The sequence below is a fragment of the Bacillus sp. AF62 genome, from assembly GCF_050312695.1.
Taxonomy (GTDB): domain Bacteria; phylum Bacillota; class Bacilli; order Bacillales; family Bacillaceae_G; genus Bacillus_A; species Bacillus_A cereus.
On the sequence record NZ_JBNPJZ010000275.1, the window covers coordinates 1 to 332 of the forward strand.

Here is a 332-nt window from a genome sequence, read left to right on the forward strand (position 1 = left end):
ATACGTTGTTGTACATTCTACCCAAAAGATAGCAGGTGAATGAAATGAACTTACAACAAAAGATTGAAAGTGAGATAACCATTTTAAGGCGTCTAATTGATCGATACAAACGTTGTGATGATTCGGAATCCATTTGTATGGTGATTGCCTATGAATATGGATTGCAGATGTTGATGGAAGTATATGAAATGAGTAAACAAAAAGAGGTGCTGCTGTTTTGAATGGTGGAATTGAAGAACTAGAAAAGTCATTAAGTGTGGAACAACGAAGGTTAAGTGAACACAAAAGAGAGTTAGAAAGGCTAATAGAAAAGAAACCGATTGTGGAACAAA

Annotated in this window: 1 protein-coding gene; it reads left to right on the forward strand. The window is 34.9% G+C overall.

Annotated elements, in window-relative coordinates:
* Window positions 1-44: 44 nt before the first annotated feature.
* Window positions 45-221, forward strand: a complete 177-nt coding sequence (locus ACQRBL_RS32715; protein ID WP_427736474.1) for a hypothetical protein — start codon at window positions 45-47, stop codon at window positions 219-221.
* Window positions 222-332 lie beyond the last annotated feature (111 nt).

Coding starts and splice junctions, on each gene's coding strand:
- ACQRBL_RS32715 (WP_427736474.1), top strand. CDS start 45: ATGAACTTACAACAAAAGATTGAAAGTGAGATAACCATTTTAAGGCGT.